Source organism: Nostoc sp. UHCC 0252 (genome assembly GCF_034931145.1).
GTDB lineage: Bacteria > Cyanobacteriota > Cyanobacteriia > Cyanobacteriales > Nostocaceae > Nostoc.
The window spans coordinates 1-17,528 of sequence record NZ_JAYGHE010000001.1 but is presented as its reverse complement, the minus strand read 5'-3'; the positions used below and the strand labels follow the sequence as shown (position 1 = coordinate 17,528).

Below are 17,528 nucleotides of genomic sequence, written 5' to 3'. Positions count from 1 at the left end.
AAGGCTAATATAGCAGACTGAAATTATTCGTGAAAGGTTAGATCCCCAACAACTTTTACGAAGTTGGGGATCTGGACAGCACGAATTTTCATAAATTAGATAAGATTGCTATAAGCTAAGTTCTCTTTTTCATAAGTTCAGCAGTTATACGGAAGCTATATATAGCGAGATTCGGCTATTGAGTGAAAAGGTCAGTAAATCTCACTAAGAAACAATGCTTACTAAAAATTCTATACCGACAGAGAAAAATCAGAACTTGGTAATACAACTACCACGGACACTGAGTTATCTCGAAACCTGGGGCTTTGGCTTAACAGGTCATGTGGGATGGATTGGTACTGCACCTATTATTCATGCTGCGTTAGGGACTAAAGCGATATTAGTTTGGTTGGTTGGCACGGTCATTTCTTTTTTACTGAACTTGCAGGTACAAAGTCTAGGTAGAAATTGGCCAGATGTCGCCGGAGGAACGCCAAACTATACCACGAGGCTATTAGAAAATTTTCCTGGCTTTGGGCGTTATGTAGCATTAGGATACTTTTTTAGCTGGGCAGCAGCACCTGCTTTGTATGCGATTATTCTTACAAACCTAATTAAAGTAAATTTTGAAACATTAGGTATTTCTTGTCCAGAAGCTTTATTAAAATTTCTATTTACAGCACTTCCTTTTATTTTAGCCTTCAGTGGAACTCGTGCTTTAGCGCTCCTACATTTATTTTTTGTATTCCCAGCAATTTTATTAATGCTATTGTTTTCTATTCAAGGTGTTTTATGGTTGGCATTTTCAACTACTAGTTTTCAATTTATTCCAGCTAGCACACATAGCTTGAGCTTTGCAGAATGGGCAAAATGGTTTTTTCTGGCTAGCTATTCAATTTATGCTTGCGAAACTACTTCTTCTTTTGTTGCTGATAGCCACCATCCGTATAAAACCTTAAAGTTCTTAACCGTGGCTGCTTGGCTAATTCCTCCAGTCTTTTTAGGTGGTTCTTGGGTATTAATGTATTCGGCTCCAGATTCCACAATAGGTGACGATGCGTTCTTAAATCTGGTAGCGGCTTCTAAGCCTTTTTGGGGTGAATCTGCCTTTTTTCTAGTCACACTTTTGATTACTGTATCTTGCCTTCTAAGTTCGGCGACGGCAGTTTCTAACTCTCCCCGGATATTATACCAACTCGCCTTAGATAGACAAATTGCTCCCATATTTGCATTAGTTTCCCGTCAAGGTGTCCTTGGGCCTGCTATCTTCATTACCTTTCTAATCAGTTTGCTGTGTCTAAATTTTGGAAATGTATCTCAACTTGTGACAGTAGCAGGCACTTGTTATCTGATGTCCATTATGGGATTACATCTAGGATTATGGCTATGTCGGGGAAAATCTCACGTTTTATGGCCTTGGTGGTCACTTGGTTTTTTCCTTATAGAAGCGGTAGTTCTAATAGTAGGAGGTTTAGCTTGGAATTGGAGAGATTTTTTAGTCGGATTATTATTACCCATTGTTCTGATGATAGGAGATGTATGGCTACGTAACTTGAGATTTGCGCCATTACAGATGGAATGGTGGACACAGCGTTACTACACTTGGTCTAGTAAAAATAATTCAGATTTTCTGATACTACAAGTGATGGTGCTAGTATCGTTAATTTGCATTACTGCCACAAGCAGTTGGGTTATCCGCGATTTATTAGGCAGAGTTTCGCATAATCCTCACAACTCTTTACTAGCTATTCTGTTAGTGACGCTTTCTTTGATTGGGGTAGCGATCGCTTGCTGGACAACTCTACCACAAATCGTTGCTATTGATGAGGCTCGCAAACAAGCAAAAAACTTATTTATCACTACTCTTGATACTGTTCCAGATACTGTTTTAGTCATAGATCAAAACGGTAAAATTTGTCAGACAAATGCCGCAGCTGAAGAATTATTTCAAACAACTGGTCGGCATTTGCTTGGACAAAACTTGAATAAACTCTTAATATCCTATCGTGGCAAACCAAAGCAATGGTCTATCAGGACTGAGCAAACATTAAAAACAAACCAAGGCTTAAAAATTGTTGAATCGACTATTTCACAGCCATTTAATTCTCAGCTTCGAGAGTATGTTGTTATTATCCGCGATATCACTAAGCGGAAGTTAGTAGAAGAGGAATTAATGCAATATCGTTATCAGCTTGAGCAACTGGTTCTAGAACGCACAGTTGAACTTATTAGAGTAAATCAACAACTAGAACAAGACATTATTAAGCGTGAACAAGCACAAGAGCAATTACTGCACAATAGTCTTCATGACGGGCTAACGGGATTACCTAATCAACGATTATTTATAGAGCGAGTGCAACAGGCAATAGAATGCAAAAAGCAGCAAAATGATTATTTATTTGCGGTATTATTCTTAGACCTAGATCGTTTTAAAGTTGTTAATGACAGCTTGGGACATCTACTGGGAAATCAACTTTTGATCGACATTTCTCATCGGCTAAAATCAGTTCTGCGAGGCAAAGATATCGTTGCTCGTTTTGGTGGAGACGAGTTCACTATCTTAATTGAAGACATTGAGGATATTAACCTCGCCATACAGGTAGCCGAGCGCATTAAAAAAGTGCTAGCTTTGCCCTTTCAATTACATGAGCATCTTGTCTTTACTAATGCTAGTATTGGCATCGCTTTAAGTAAACCAGATTATGAACAAGCAGCACAGATTCTCCGCGATGCTGATGTTGCAATGTACCGTGCCAAATCACTTGGTAAGGCACGTTATGAGGTATTTGACCAAGAGATGTTTGAGGGTGCATCTTTGCTCTTAGAGTTAGAAACTGCTCTACGAAATGCCCTCCTCAAACAAGAAGAATTTCGCCTTGATTACCAACCAATTATTTCATTGACAACTGGCAGAATTATTGGATTTGAGGCCCTGCTCCGTTGGTATCATCCAGAACGAGGTTTTATTTCCCCTCAAGACTTTATTCCCCTAGCCGAAGAAACTGGAATGATTCTTAATATCGGGCAATGGGTGCTTTCTGAAGCCTGCCAGCAAATGCATAGATGGCATCAACAATTTCCTAGTTCGCTACCTCTGACAATTAGCGTAAATTTCTCTGGGAAACAAATCACGCAACCCGATATATTTAAACAAGTTAAACATATTTTGCAAGAAACTGGATTGAACCCATGCAGTTTGAAGTTGGAAATTACGGAAACCCTGTTGATGGATAATTTTGAATTAGCTACCACTGTGCTTTCTCAGTTAACAGAGTTAAATGTTGAGATGCACATGGATGATTTTGGAACTGGTTATTCATCCTTGAGTTATCTACACCGCCTACCAATTCAAACCCTTAAAATTGACCGTTCTTTCGTAACTAATATAGGTAGCCGAGGAGAAAATTTGGAAATTGTTAGAGCGATTGTGACATTAGCTCATAATTTAAATATGTCTGTAACAGCAGAAGGGATAGAAACTGTAGAGCAATTAGCACAGTTGAAGGCGTTACAATGTGATTATGGACAAGGGTATTTTTTCTTACCACCTCTGGGGAGTGCAGAAGTAGAAATGCTACTTGCTGCTAACCTGTGTTACAAAAACTTTTTAAAGAGATAAATTTGTTCCTATCAAATTTTCTTTGTAATAATACCTTGCCAAACTGAGCAATGAATTCCACTTAAAAATCTAGGTTAGTATTGTAGTACTGGTTGTAGTTGAAAGTCTTCTGCATTCTCAAGTAACCCTTGTTCTAACAAGAGTTCATTAATAAAAATATCAATTTTCTTACAATCAATATTCTGCATAACGATAATGTGTGCCCAATTTTCAAAAACTGCTAACTGCCATTTTTTAATTAACCTTTGAGAAGGTTTTTGAAACACGACAGTATTGGAAAACTTATTTAACATGCATGGATATTCTCTGATTTGAAGCTGCTGGAAAAGATATTGGGCATTATGAATACAGGTATTTGCCTCTTTAGCTAATCCTTCATAACCTCTTGTTTGTATTGCATACCAAAGGATTAGGGGAGTATGACCATTTCTAGATCCCAGAATAGTTGTATCTTTTGAACCAATATATTCAATTTCTATTTCAACTCTTTCGACCCATTTTTTCTTGGTTAAAACTACACCACAAGGTAAGGGCGAACCAATGAATTTTGCAGAAATAGCTACACTATCTATAGGTTTTTGAAAGTTAACTTGTGGAGCGCCATCTAAAAACGGTAATATTAATCCTGAAAGTGCAGCATCACAATGAATGTAGTAATCCTTAATCTGATTGCGTTCTAAAATTTCTATAACTTTGTCTAAGTTATCAATTGCACCTTTGACGGTAGTCCCAATATTTAAATTGATAATGGCTGGATAACTACGATTTTTGTTAAGGAGTTGTTCAAAATGGTCATAATCCATTTCTCCATTAATTTGCGAATTAACAACGTTATGCTGAATGCGGAATAATTTTGCGGCTTTGGGAATTGAGTAATGAGAGTCTTGTGATGAGTAAAGTATCCCATTAGGGTAAATTTCTCTTGCTAAAAACATTCCATATAAGTTCCCCTCAGTTCCACCAGCAGTAACATAACCCCAAAACTCATTTTCTGGAATCTTGTAGAGGTGAGCAAAAAAAGATAATACTTCTTGTTCAAATTTACGAGAATGGAGACCAAAATCTGGCTCTATGTATGGATCTCCAGCATTATTTAATAGATGATTGAAAAATTTAGCTATCAAGCTGTAATCACAACTTAAATTATATGGGTAGCCTGCATGAAACTGCGATCGCTGTTCTATTTGCAGCAAAAAATCTGCCAATTCTTTAGTGACTTTACTTGACATATCTTTGTATCTCTTGAACTTTGATTGAGTTAATGGATGTTTTAATCGAAATTTTACGTATTAATGCATACCTTTATGTTTTCTTAATAATCCGGCAATGTAGCTCTACAACTGAAGAGAATAGGGTGTAAATACTGAGAAGTCTTCAGTATTTACACCCATTTTTTTGTACATAAGTAGATTACCCTTAGAGACTTTCAAGAAATAAATTATCCAAATAAACGAACCGCAGAGACAAGGCAGCGCGGTCTTGGGGAGCCAGTGCGTTGGGCGGCTTTGCCGACTTGAAGCATCTTGGCGTGGTTTCCCCCATGAGCGACTGCCGCGCAGAGAAGCCAGTGCGTTGCGGGGGTTCCCCCCGTTGTAGCAACTGGCGCGACACAGAGGAATAAGGAGGAGAAAGTTTTTTCGCCAGTTTTTTGAGTATTTTTTTATTTGAAAGTCCCTTACAACTTACGTAGTCTAAGCTGGCGTTGCAGAGGAGGAAGTATCTAATGATCATCTTCGCTCCTAAAATTGAATAATTTAATTTCTGGAAGTTCCTAAAACAAATACAATCTGATTATTAACTATTGATTAATTTCTGCAATTCTTTTCGTAAAGATAAAGGCTGATACCCCAATGCAAAAGCTTTGGAACTATCCAAAGAAACATCTGCTGGTCTAGGTGCTGCCATTTTTACATCTTTTTGTCGGCAGGATTTAAGACTGATGGTGGGGAGTTGAAATACCTCAGCTAATATTTGTCCAAAATCATAACGGGAAATTCGCTCTTTGCCACCTAAATGAATGATGCCGTTAACTTTCTCCAAAGCTAATAAAAGTCCTTTGGCGGCAGTTGTTCCACTTACTGGGGTGCGAAATTCATCTATAAATAAATTTAGTTCTTTTTCTGCTTTTAAAGTTTGAATAAATGGCTGAATAAAGCTTTTTGCTGTAGGTGTGGCTGCACCAAACATTAAAGGCATTCGACACACTGCTGTCATAGGATATCTTTCTAACATACCTACTTCTGCGATCGCTTTTTGCTCACCGTAAAGGTTGACAGGACACACAACATCTGCCTCTTGATAGGGTGCATTTAAGCCATCAAAAACCAAGTCGGTTGAGGTAAAAGCACAAGAAATCGAGTTGTCCGCGCAAAGTCCGGCAATATTACAGGATGCTGTAACGTTAATTGCGTGCGATTCTTCAGGGTGGGTTTGACAAAAATTTGGTTGTGATTGGGCAGCAGTATGAATCACTGCTGTTGGTTTAACTTCGCTAAATATGCGTTGCAATTCCTGAAAATTTGTTAAGTTCACTTTTAGCATTTTCATGCCAGGAATTTCAAGAGAATGGGATAAATAAGTGCCATAAATTTCCCATTCTTGTTTTGCAAGTTGGCAAAGATGCCATCCTAGAAAACCACTTGCTCCGGTGATTAACAATTTTTTCATGTGTAAATAATTGCTACAGCAAGCTTATATTCTACCTGAGGAGGAGGGAAAAAATACTATTGCAGTAATTCCTGAAACTGCTTTTCACTACGCACTTTGCTAAAGTCTGGATCAGTTTTTGCTAATTTCTTATATTTATCAGGAACCAGCTTGATTGCTTTGTCTAGGTTCTCAATTGCTAATTTGAGATTGCTTTGCAATGCATAAGAGCAAGCTTTGTTGTAATACGCTTGGTGCAAATCTTGCTTGATGGCGATCGCTCTATCGTAAGATGCTATAGCGTCTTGGTAGCGGTGCAGCTTTGTCAGAGCAATGCCTCGGTTAATCAAGGCTTCATATTTTTCGGGTTTGATGGCGATCGCTTTATCGTAAGATGCGATGGCATCTTTGTAACGCTGCAACGATGTCAAGGCTATGCCACGATTATACCAAGCTTCATATCTGTCGGGTTTGATGGCGATCGCTTTGTCGTAAGATTCTAAAGCATCTTGGTAGCGTTGCAAGGATGTCAAGCCGATGCCACGGTTAATCCAAGCTTCAGGGGTTTCAGCTTTGATGGCGATCGCTTTGTCATAAGCTTTTATTGCATCTTCATAACGTTGTCCATCTAATAAATTATTACCTTGATGAAAGAAATCATCTGCTTTTTGCGTAGCCTTCGCTTCTATAAAAAGCTGGGTTACGTTATTTTCTTGCACAATTTGTATAGCATTTTCTGTCGATGAGTTTGCCCCACCACTACAGCCAAATGCGAAGAAAGTTATCAAGCCAGATGCAACCAAGCAGCGCTGAAAAACCATGCTGTACCTACAAAACTTATAAGGTGATGTTAAAAGTTGTTCGTTTTTTGAGTATTATCAAAATACACTAGTTTTTAACCATTCATTGACTTATATTTTCAGAAAGAGCTTTGTTGACAATGCATAGATATTTATTAAATTCAAGCGTACGCTAGGTTATCATATTAAATATACATAAAGCAATTGCTTAGAACCTATTTCACTAAAAAAACAATTATTTGTGTTGCTCTATAGGTTGCAATTACAAGCGTTTGGTAATTTCTCTTTTAATTAAAAAGAGTAGGATCTTACTAGTTTTTCACTAAACAATGATGTTACTTGCTTTCTTCTATCAAGCAAATATTTAACCAAATCATCATTAAAATTACTTATCTTTGTGTATTAATTTAATTATTGATAACAGCAGATGAAAGCGATTTTATATTTACAGCAGTTTTCATGTCCTTAAACCAATACGGTTCAGTCAAGGGCTACTGGCAAAATTTTGGGCTTTTGAGACGCGATAAATCGCCGTCTCTACAAGTGTTTTGGTCTTATCTGAACTGTATTGATACTTAAACCACATCTATCGTAAGGGAACAGCATTGCTGTGCCCCTGCCGTATGGTATATTTACGTGAAAATAGCTGTAAAAATAGGATATTTTCAATAATGCCTTCATGTCTTTTTGATACGAAAATTATATTTTCAGTACCAAGACACGAAGGCAAAAAATAGATCATAATAGGCTCTATTTTTAAAGCACCTAATTAATTCCAAATACCGACTCGACAGTTGACTTAATCGAATCGCGTGCATCCTTCAAAGTTTGGCTAATGGGATGCTTTGCTTGTAAAAATGCACGGGCACAATTGCGTCCCGGCATTCCCGAAATCGAACCACCTGGATGAGTCCCTGCACCTGTTAAAAATAGATTCTCAATTGGCGTTTTATAGTTAGCTATTTCTGGCAAGGGACGGAAAAATATCATCTGATCTAATGTCATATCAACATGATAATAATTTCCTTTGTATGCACCTAATCTTTCTCCTAGTTCTGCTGGACTTTCTACCCGACGGGCGATAGTTGCATTCTTGACATTCGGTGCATAATTTGCCAACTTATCCACCACTTTATCTGCAACTTGGTTTTTCAATTCATCTGTCCAACCAGTACCTTTTAAACCAGTGCCTTCTGCACCAGCAATTTGATAAGGAGCAAAAAACTCAATCCATGCGGTGTGCTTACCTGGTGGTGCTAATGTGGGGTCTAAATAACTAGGCATGACCACATACATTGATGGGTCACTATCAGGAATTTCTCCCAAGGTACATTTACTATGAGCCTGTTCTACATGAGCCACAGAATCAGCAATTAAGATAGAACCAACGAGATATTCGTCTTTATGGTCATGGTATGGAAAGTGCAGTGGTTCGTCTAAAGCTAAGTCTATCTTGAGGATAGTTTCGTTATTATTAACAATGCGGCGTTCTAATCTTTCCCATAAATCAGGATCGGCTCCATCAACATCGGCTTTATCAGTCATTTGCAAAAATAACCGCTTGGCATCAATATTGGAAATTACCCCATATTTAGCTCGATATTCTTTTCCACCAGCCACTCGGACACCAACAGCTTTGCCATCATCAATTAAAACTTTTTCAACATGCTGATCTGTGAGAATAACGCCACCTTTACTTGTGACTAAATTCACCAAAGCTTGCACAAGTGCGCCAGTTCCGCCGCGTGGCCTGGCCATTCCAGGGTTGTGACGCATCGCCATCATGATTGCACCAATGGCAAGGGTTTTTTGTGATGGCGGCGCACCAAGTTCTGCTGCGAGTCTGGCTAATGGCGCTTTCAGAAATTCCTCATCAAACCACTCATTAAGTAAATCTTCAGCGCTGGTTAACATGGTGCGAATAAAGTCCAGCGTTTTATTCGGGGAACCGATCATCGAAAATAAATCTTTGAATTTTTTGATATCGTAGTTACCAACGATATCTATAACTGACTTTGGCGGTGCATTAAACATCGGAATCATTGCACCGATCGCTCGTTGCCAATAATCTACAAATTCGGCGTATTTTTTGGCATCACGTTCACTATAACGAGCGATTTCTGCACAAGTCTTTTCCAGCGACTTATGTGCTAAGAAATACTTCCCATCAGGATGAGGACAGAAAACAACTGGATCGCACTCCAAATAATGCAAGCCGTATTTTTCTAGTTCTAATTCTTCAACAACTGGCCCCAAATGAATAAATTCATGGTCGATAGCACACAAGTTAAATTTAAACCCAGGAGCCTCTTGAGGTAAACATTCTTCAGTTGTTGCTGCACCACCTGGAACAGAACGCTTTTCTAGTAACAGGACACTATAACCAGCTTTTAGCAAATAAGCTGCACAAACTAAGCCATTGTGTCCAGCACCGATTAGCACAACATCATACTCTTGCATAGTTGGAATTTAGAAATAAGTAGCTTTCTAAATATTAGAAACATTTTACTAATTTTACATCATCCTTCAGTAGCAAAAATTATTTTTAACTACTGCCAATACTACTAAGGAGATAATATTTCTGATGATGGTATTTGCCTCACTTGAGTTTCTACGAGAAGCACTAAGCTACCAGTTTCTACTTTTATATCTTTAATATGAAACACCATATCTTCCCATTTAAAATATGGTATATTCATCAATTCTTTGGCTTTGTGCATTAAAGCTGTAGCTACTTCGATGGAAATTCCCCCTCCTTCAGTGCAGTTAAAACTCTCCAGCATCGCGGGTTGTGAATGAGTGCGTGGGCGGGCGATCGCAGTGTAACCAAAAACGCGAGTGTTTCCTTTTTCTTTTAACAGCACTTTTCCCCTGCATTCTATTTTGCCATCACCAGGTAAAAATATTTCGATTTTTTGTGCTTCAAAACTCACAATTTTGCCATCTACATCCAAATCAACATCTTGCAATTTGCTGCGAACAAAATCTGATGCCAATGTCCGGTTCATATCTACTTCTGTAAGTATAATCCGAGCTACGGCATCTACAGGCTCATTGAGTTCTATTTGCCCAAAAAGAGCGCTTAAGGGATTGATGTTAATACTTTCTGTTTGTAGTTTAATTTCCTGTACGCGAACATCTTTTTCGATGACTAACCCTTGTCCTGCAACCGAAACTCCATCCGCCTGTCCCTGAACTATTTTCAACAGATCAGTTTGTATATCTATTTCTATTTTTTCTGCTCCATCTAGCTTTTCGGATATTCTCCTTTCAGCTTCTTGGGATAGAAACTCTTCTTCTAAGCGATGTTCATCAGGCATGAATCAGTTAACTCATAAATGTCTTCTTAATTTTTACTGTAAAGGCTAGATGCTAAAGAGCGGATCTATATTGAGGTATATGTTAAGTCGGAGGATTATAGTAATTCGTAATTTATGTACAGGGCTATGGTTCAAATATAGGTGCAGCTTCAATGTCCTCTGTTAAAGGAAACTCATTAACAAGGTTAGCGATCGCCATAATTCTCTCAAAATTTGCCACCACCCCATCCCGATACTCATCTCTTAGCTGCAAATCCAACAACAACGCCATAAGATCAACATACTCACCTGCATCAAAACTCATACCTTCCATCTTTCCTTGGCGTCCTTGGCGGCTCGTTATTCTAAAATAACTTCTTACCACAACTCAAATAACCAATGCGATTAATTTTATACAGTAAACCCGGCTGTCATTTATGCGAAGGCTTGCAAGAAAAGCTAGAAAAAATCCAAAATCTCAGTTTCGAGCTAGAAATTAGGGATATTACGACTCGTGAAGATTGGTTCGCGGCGTACCAGTATGAAGTGCCGATACTTTATTTATCGAACCGCCCTCCGGGTTCACAGTCGCCTACGGCGGGAAACCCGCCTACAGCGCTGATTCACCAAGCCGCCATCGCGGAGGAAGAAATTATAGAAGCACCATTGCCGCGTCCTTCTCCTCGTGCTAGTGTGCAGCAGTTAGAGCAAATGTTAAGTAAGTATTTAGCCAATTAGAAAAAAATAATGCAGAATAAGCGCAAGATTAAGAAGGTGACGAGGTTCACAAAATGAAATTGCGGGAATTACTAACGGCGGTAGATAGTGTTGAACAATTGCCTAGCCATCCGATAGAGGATGTGGAAGTTAGGGGTTTGAAGACGAATTCCCATGCTTGTAGTGCGGGAGATTTGTTTATTGGGATGCCAGGAACGCGGGTTGATGGTGGGGAATTTTGGCAAAGTGCGATCGCATCGGGGGCTGTGGCTGCGATCGTCTCCCCCGAAGCTGCACAAAAAAATCCCCCCACAAATCAGGCTGTAGTCATCAGTGCAAGTAACATAACTCAAGCTTGTGCCCAGATAGCCAGTGCTTTTTATGGCTATCCGGGGCGAAAACTCAAACTGGTAGGTGTGACTGGGACAAATGGCAAAACTACAACCACTCATCTAATTGAATTTCTGCTCAACAAAGCTAATCTCGCTACAGCTTTGATGGGCACTCTCTACACTCGTTGGGCAGGTTTTGAGCAAACGGCTGCCCACACTACCCCCTTTGCTGTGGAACTACAACAACAGCTAGCAGAGGCGGTAAAGGCTGGTAGTGAGTTCGGCGTGATGGAAGTTAGTTCCCACGCTTTAGCCCAAGGTAGAGTCTTAGGTTGTGAGTTTGATGTGGCGGTGTTCAGTAATCTTACCCAAGACCATCTCGACTATCACACCGATATGGAAGATTACTTTGCCGCCAAAGCGTTGTTGTTTAGTCCTGATTATCTCAAGGGACGGGCAATAATTAATGCTGATGACTCTTATGGAAAGCGGTTAATTGCCTCGTCGGATTCTGAAAGAGTTTGGAGTTACAGCGTCAACGACAGCAGCGCCGATTTATGGATGAGTGATTTAAGTTACGAGCCGAATGGTGTCAGTGGTACATTGCATACACCAAAAGGAGATGTAGCTTTTCGATCGCCACTAGTCGGACAATACAATTTAGAAAACCTTTTAGCAGCCGTAGGAGCAGTTTTACACTTGGGGCTAGATTTGCAGTTAGTGGCATCTGTGATACCTGAGTTTCCTGGAGTTCCCGGACGGATGGAACGGGTACAGATTAAACCTGAGCAAGATATTAGCGTGATTGTGGATTATGCCCACACACCCGATAGCTTGGAGAATTTGATCAAAGCTGCACGTCCATTTATACCTGGCAAGGTGATTTGTGTGTTTGGTTGCGGTGGCGATCGCGATCGCACCAAGCGCCCAAAAATGGGTAAAATTGCTGCTGAGTTAGCTGATGTAGCAGTGGTGACATCAGATAATCCCCGGACTGAAGACCCAGAAAGGATTTTAGAAGATATTTTGGCAGGAATTGACCCAACAGTTCAGCCAATGGTAATTTGCGATCGGGCTACAGCAATTCGTACCGCTATTTTACAAGCACAACCAGGTGATGGAGTGTTGCTTGCTGGCAAAGGTCACGAAGACTATCAAATTCTCGGCACTGAAAAAATCCATTTTGATGACCGAGAACACGCACGCGACGCTTTACACCAAAGACGTTAATTTGGGAATTGGGAATTGGGAATTGGGCAATAATTCTTCTTCCCCTGCTCCCTGCCCCCTGCTCCCTGCTCCCTGCTCCCTGCCCCCTGCCCCCTGCTCCCTGCCCCACTCCCTCTTAAGTAGATTTTTTACAGCTAATGTTTATTTCTGCGGGGATTTTGTAAAAAATGCACACATAAAGGTGAAAATCGAAGACAGATTTGTTTGTTGCTTCATCCTTTTGTGCTTGACTCATGAATGTTTCTCTGGCCAAGGATCTGTCTGTTTATCAAGTGGTTATGGGAGTGCAAGTGCCTCCAAAACCGTTATCCCTCAGTCCTGCGACTCTGCTATCACTGGTGAGAGCGCAAATTGACTTACTAATTGAGCAGCAAATTGTAGCCACTTTATGGGCGAAGCTACCACCAGAAAAAATTTGGCAATCAGAATTAGCGCGTTATCAATCTTCGGTAGGTGCGTCTAGTCTCATTTATACTTGCCAGATTGACGAGAATGGAAAAGCGGAAGCCGGGGAAGATGAGGGAGGAGGGGAAGAAAATTCTTCTTCATCTCCCTCATCTTCCTCATCTCCTCATCATGTCACCGTTCACCTATCCCCAGATAGCCAACTGCGACGGGAGAACTTTCTGATGGTGTTAGCGCCCCAGTTTTGTAGTTTAATTTTGGCTCATCGGCCACTTAAAAAACGCAAAAATCAGGCATCCGCGAAGGTAAATACTAATAAAAATCAGCCATTGCTGATTATAACTACCGTTGAAGGGAGAATAATTCAGAAAGTATTAGATGGTATCCGACAAGCGATCGCACCAGTATCATCGCTAATTGTACCTGCTGATTTTATTTGTCCAACTATGCCCCAAGCCGCAACGATGGCTCAACTGTTCGCTAAACAACTCCTGCGACAGGATGAAATCAATCGTCAAATCATCACAGCCCGCACTACCAAGTTGCAGCAGGTAAATCAAGAACTGCACAATAAAGAACAACTCCAAGATGAATATCTCAAGAATCTCTGTCAAGAACTGCGTATACCTCTAACGCATATCAAAACAGCACTTTCGTTATTGAATTCTCCTAATCTGAAACCCCCGCAACGACAACGTTATTTACAGATGTTAAATACCCAGTGCGATCAGCAGAATTCTCTAATTACAGGTTTGTTGGAACTGTTGCAACTAGAACGTAATTTGGAGGGGCTGGCTTTGGAGTCGGTGCGCCTTTCAGAGATTGTACCTGGTGTAGTCAGTACGTACCAACCTCTAGCCCAAGAAAAGGGGATTATGCTAGCCTACACCATACCCACTGAACTCCCATCTATTTGGTGTGTGAGCGGTGGGCTGAGGCAGATTGTAATTAATCTGCTGCACAACAGCATTAAGTTTACCCCTAATGGCGGTGAAGTATGGGTGCGGGCGCGTCTTCAAGGCGATTATGTTCAATTAGAATTCCGCGACACAGGTATCGGTATTCCCGAAAGCGAGATTTCCAAAATCTTTGACCGATTTTATCGGGTGCGTACAGGAGCTACTGAAGATTATGCTGGTGCTGGCTTAGGGTTAACAATAGTACAACAATTGCTAGTGCGCTGTGGCGGATCTATTTCTGTAAAAAGTAAATTATATGAAGGTTCCACATTTACAGTGCAACTGCCAACTGTTGCCGATACTCCAAGAGCGATCGCAATATGAAAATGAGTAATCGGTTATGATTATCCCCCAAATTAATTTTGTGGTGCTATCCAAACTTTGCCTTTATTCAAAGTTAAACAAAAAACAGCATCACAAATTTTGTGATAATCTATCTTGCTTAAAAAGTTAACAAAAGGAATTAAAACTTTAATTACCACCTAAGTGATTACAATTGTGAATAATTAGTTTTTAATTCCTTGCTATTTCAAACTTGCCGATAATTTTTAGCTCGAAGTTTTTGGGATTGCAGCAGTAATTTGGCGGAGCATCATAACTTGCCAATAAGGTACAGGAGCCAGTAATACAGTCCCCGTTCCCTCAAAAGTATTGACGAGAAACTCACCAGAAGTCATCGCACCTAAAAGAGATTTAGTAGCTTTTTCAACGCGATAATTTAAGGTAGTTGTGCGAGCGATCGCAAAATTTCCATCAACAACTAATCGGTCATTTTGTAAATTGATTACTTCTACAGGGCCTTGTGCTACCATCACCACTTTCCCCCTACCTTTAACTTTTGTTTGAAACAAACCCTCGCCACCAATTAAGCCTGATACAAATTTGTTTCGTTCAACTCCCACTTCTACAGTGCCATCACTGGCCCAGTAAGCGCCACTATCTAAAATCCATTCACTACCATCTAGTTGTAGAATGTGATATCCCGATAAAGATGGCTCTAAATATAATTCACCCGTACCTGTATATGTAGGGCGGAAAATGTTTTCTCCCGTGGCTAAGGATTTTAAAAATCCACCTGCTGAAGGGGCTTTAGATTGCATCTGAACGTTGCCACGAATATAGTACATAGCACCAGATTCAGTCCGTACTGTTTCGTTTTGCAAAGTTACCTTGACTAAACGTAAGCTTTCTTTTTCAATTACTTCAAAACTTGCCATAATTTTTTTGTTGATGTGTACACAAATTTGTACTCGGCTTTTAGCCAGAATTTATATACATTTTTGGCATCTATTTTTACAAATGGCAAGTTAGAGAAATTTAATTACTGTTTAATTTAATGTGAGACAAATTATACCAATTTGAGAAAGGAATGCGACAAATACACCATTTGTAGAGACGCGATTCATCGCGTCTTGGCCCAAGAATGTGTTGCAAAGATTGTGTCTAAATAGAAAGACCTCTCCCTTTTACTACATAAAACCTGTCCCTCTCCGACTCGGAGAGGGACAGACTTGAACGAAAGTTCAAGGCAGGGAGAGGTATCTTTAACTCAGGTTAATTTAGAGTGAATTTATAATTTTAAAAAATAGTTTATCGAACAGAATTCAGGAATCAGGAGTCAGAATTCAGAGAATAATTGGGTTTAAGACCTCCACCAAATTGAAAATGTGGTGGTCTTCAATCCTGCGCCGGTCTGAATCCCCGACTGATTGATTCTGACTCCTGTTAGCGGTAGCGGGGCGTTTAGCCCATTCTGACTTCTGAATTCTTCTTCAATAATCTTCACTCCTAAGTTTCAGCTCCTAATTTATGTTTATTGCTGACTTCTAAGGGAAGGAAAATCGTCAAAACTTCCCCATAGTGTGGACGCTGGCGCACAATCAATTTCCCGCCGATCGCTTGAAACAAATGCTTCGTTGCGGCAATATTTAAACTAATCGTACCCGTTTCCGGTTGGAACATCAGCAATTGACCAAGGGCTTTGCGAATTGGTGGTGTTGCAGGTGTGGCGACTTTACTCGAATCTTTGCACCCAAATTGAGGCGATAATTGTAACTTAAGTTGATCTCCAGCCGGAATAACTTGTACTTGAATATGGCTACCAGAGGGTAAGCTACGAGTGAAATTCTCTATCAAACCAGTGAGTACTTGATCCAGCATCATAGGATTACTCACCACAGTTGGTAGTTGCTGAGGTAAAACAACATTTAAAGTTAAGTTCCGCCGATGCGCTGCCTGTTCCCAACGGGGAATGCTTTGCTGTAACACTTGATCTAAAGACATCGGCGTGAGTTGAGTTTTTGACGGTTTTGCTGAGGCAGTAGTTTCTAGTTCTGCTGCTTTAAATAGCAACTCCATGCGATCAATTTGCTCTGTACACTCATGATCGATAATTTTTAAACGATTGATCACACTAGCATCTAAGTCTCGCCGCTTCAGCAGCAGACGAGTCATGGTGCGAATAGTTGTTAAAGGTGTGCGGACTTCGTGAGCGAAAGCTTGCAGCAATTCTACATCAGGATTTGGGGATTGGGGATTGGGGATTGGGAATTGAGAATTGGGAATTGGGAAGTGGGAATTGGTATTTTTCCCCCTGCTCCCTGCTCCCTGCTCCCCTGCTTCTTCTCCAGTCCCTTCTGCTTCTGTTAATTCCTGAAGCAATAACTGGCTAAACTGAATCATGATCCGGCAATCTGGTGCTACCGGAGAATACTGTTGTACCAATACATCCAGGCGGGCAAAAAATTCTGGATTAGCCAGCATTACCCTCGCTCCGAGCGATCGCCAAGCTTGCTGTACTACTTCCGGCTCAAAAGAAAATGAAAAGGTTTTTTTACCGTTTTTATGGGTTGCTAGAACCAGTACTAATCTAAATTTATCAGTAAAAACTAAGCAAAACTGCTCTGCACCGAGAGGATCGGCAGGTAATAAGGGAAGTACCGATTCATGAGGAGCGATTTCTTCATCTATGGGTGCAATAACATCTGGCATCTGAAATGGCATCAGCGCCAAAGGATTAAATGGTTTTGCTGTAAAAGTGACTGTTTGTAAACTTTGAGTCAGTTTTGGCTGGCTAAATAAGGGTGCGGGTGCAGCTAAAACTAATCCTTGGGTTGTGTCAACCGAATTACCTGCTAAAGTATTTAATAGCAAATGTTCTGTCGCTGCGAGGCTAACACGCCACTGCCGCTCTGCTTTACCAGGTGAACATTCAGCCACACTTGATTGATTTTGGGCCAAGATTTCGCTCAGGCTTGGCAATATCCATTCGTACACAAGTTTTCACCCCTTAATTCAAGAGCGACTAACAGCGTCTAAGGTAGACATCTCACTACTACCTCCGAGGTTATAACTATTTGTGTGCTATTGAAAGTGGTAGAACCGAACAATTCGGGCGCAATTTCCCCTATATAGCGATGTCTACGACGGGTTACGCCTACGCACTTATGGGCTGAAAAACACTTATACCCGCATTTCTCACAAGCTGCTTTGCGTATAAGTAATGAGTAATAAGTAATAAGTTAAGAACTTTACTCATTAGA

General features: G+C 40.3%; 13 protein-coding genes. 4 read left to right on the top strand and 9 right to left on the bottom strand.

Annotation, left to right across the window (positions count from 1 at the left end; genetic code table 11):
- The first annotated feature begins 214 nt into the window (after window positions 1-214).
- Entirely contained in the window at window positions 215-3,598 is a 3,384-nt protein-coding gene (locus VB732_RS00065; RefSeq protein WP_323228762.1) for an amino acid permease, read from the top strand.
- Window positions 3,599-3,672: 74 nt separating this feature from the next.
- Here the strand turns inward: VB732_RS00065 and VB732_RS00060 are convergent, their stop codons facing one another.
- The 7 genes from VB732_RS00060 to VB732_RS00030 form a co-directional block, all read right to left on the bottom strand.
- Entirely contained in the window at window positions 3,673-4,827 is a 1,155-nt protein-coding gene (locus tag VB732_RS00060) for a histidine decarboxylase (protein ID WP_323228760.1), read from the bottom strand.
- A 187-nt stretch (window positions 4,828-5,014) separates the two neighbouring features.
- A complete protein-coding gene (locus VB732_RS00055; RefSeq protein ID WP_323228758.1) occupies window positions 5,015-5,329 on the bottom strand; it encodes a hypothetical protein in 315 nt (104 codons plus the stop codon).
- A 63-nt stretch (window positions 5,330-5,392) separates the two neighbouring features.
- Complete coding sequence (locus VB732_RS00050) at window positions 5,393-6,265, bottom strand: NAD(P)-dependent oxidoreductase (RefSeq protein WP_323228757.1); 873 nt, start codon at window positions 6,263-6,265, stop codon at window positions 5,393-5,395.
- A gap of 56 nt (window positions 6,266-6,321) precedes the next feature.
- Window positions 6,322-7,065: a tetratricopeptide repeat protein gene (locus VB732_RS00045; protein ID WP_323228755.1), complete on the bottom strand. Its 744-nt coding sequence runs from the start codon at window positions 7,063-7,065 to the stop codon at window positions 6,322-6,324.
- Between the two features lie 744 nt (window positions 7,066-7,809).
- A complete protein-coding gene (gene crtO, locus VB732_RS00040; protein WP_323228754.1) occupies window positions 7,810-9,504 on the bottom strand; it encodes a beta-carotene ketolase CrtO in 1,695 nt (564 codons plus the stop codon).
- 104 nt (window positions 9,505-9,608) lie between these two features.
- Window positions 9,609-10,364 carry a DUF2993 domain-containing protein gene (locus tag VB732_RS00035; RefSeq protein ID WP_323228753.1) on the bottom strand — a complete coding sequence of 252 codons (756 nt, stop codon included), beginning with the start codon at window positions 10,362-10,364 and terminating at the stop codon, window positions 9,609-9,611.
- A 124-nt stretch (window positions 10,365-10,488) separates the two neighbouring features.
- Window positions 10,489-10,677 carry a DUF4089 domain-containing protein gene (locus VB732_RS00030; RefSeq protein WP_323228751.1) on the bottom strand — a complete coding sequence of 63 codons (189 nt, stop codon included), beginning with the start codon at window positions 10,675-10,677 and terminating at the stop codon, window positions 10,489-10,491.
- 65 nt (window positions 10,678-10,742) lie between these two features.
- On the opposite strand from VB732_RS00030, the gene VB732_RS00025 reads away from it, so the two are divergent.
- The 3 genes from VB732_RS00025 (at window position 10,743) to VB732_RS00015 (ending at window position 14,310) form a co-directional block, all read left to right on the top strand.
- On the top strand, window positions 10,743-11,081 hold the full coding sequence (locus VB732_RS00025) for a glutaredoxin family protein (RefSeq protein ID WP_323228750.1): 339 nt from the start codon (window positions 10,743-10,745) through the stop codon (window positions 11,079-11,081).
- 53 nt (window positions 11,082-11,134) lie between these two features.
- A complete protein-coding gene (locus tag VB732_RS00020; RefSeq protein ID WP_323228748.1) occupies window positions 11,135-12,622 on the top strand; it encodes a UDP-N-acetylmuramoyl-L-alanyl-D-glutamate--2,6-diaminopimelate ligase in 1,488 nt (495 codons plus the stop codon).
- Between the two features lie 233 nt (window positions 12,623-12,855).
- Window positions 12,856-14,310, top strand: coding sequence for a DICT sensory domain-containing protein (locus VB732_RS00015; RefSeq protein WP_323228746.1), 1,455 nt, complete (start codon window positions 12,856-12,858; stop codon window positions 14,308-14,310).
- 224 nt (window positions 14,311-14,534) lie between these two features.
- On the opposite strand, the gene VB732_RS00010 is transcribed toward VB732_RS00015, so the two are convergent.
- Both VB732_RS00010 and VB732_RS00005 read right to left on the bottom strand, forming a co-directional pair.
- Window positions 14,535-15,203: an AIM24 family protein gene (locus VB732_RS00010; RefSeq protein WP_323228745.1), complete on the bottom strand. Its 669-nt coding sequence runs from the start codon at window positions 15,201-15,203 to the stop codon at window positions 14,535-14,537.
- A 571-nt stretch (window positions 15,204-15,774) separates the two neighbouring features.
- Window positions 15,775-17,262, bottom strand: a complete 1,488-nt coding sequence (locus tag VB732_RS00005; protein ID WP_323228743.1) for a HAMP domain-containing sensor histidine kinase — start codon at window positions 17,260-17,262, stop codon at window positions 15,775-15,777.
- Window positions 17,263-17,528: the final 266 nt, after the last annotated feature.